At 45.9% G+C, this 320-nt stretch carries 1 protein-coding gene; it reads left to right on the top strand.

Features of this window, described 5'->3' with window-relative positions:
- A partial coding sequence (locus AAEY93_RS20400; RefSeq protein WP_351079459.1) for an Ig-like domain-containing protein occupies positions 1-320 on the top strand: 320 nt, incomplete at both ends.

Here is a 320-nt window from a genome sequence, read left to right as displayed (position 1 = left end):
GGCCAGACTTATTCTGCCGGTACCGAAGTGACTCTGGATGACGGTGTTTTAGTTCTTAACGCTGATGGCTCGTACACTTTTACACCAAATGAAAACTGGAATGGCCAAGTCCCTGTCATCACCTATACCACTAACACTGGTGAAACCGCGACGCTAACAATTCAAGTCACGCCTGTTAATGATGCGTCTGTACTTGTTAATGACAGCAATAGCGTTGCAGAAGATACTGCCGCCACCGGCAATGTATTAGATAACGACAGCGATGTTGATTCAGATTTAAGCGTAGTGAGCTTTGAAGTTGACGGCCAGACTTATTCTGC

The organism is Shewanella sp. CAL98-MNA-CIBAN-0140, from assembly GCF_040309905.1.
Lineage (GTDB): Bacteria > Pseudomonadota > Gammaproteobacteria > Enterobacterales > Shewanellaceae > Shewanella > Shewanella psychromarinicola.
The sequence above is the reverse complement of the archived record's forward strand: the minus strand, read 5'-3'. Positions and strand labels throughout refer to the sequence as shown.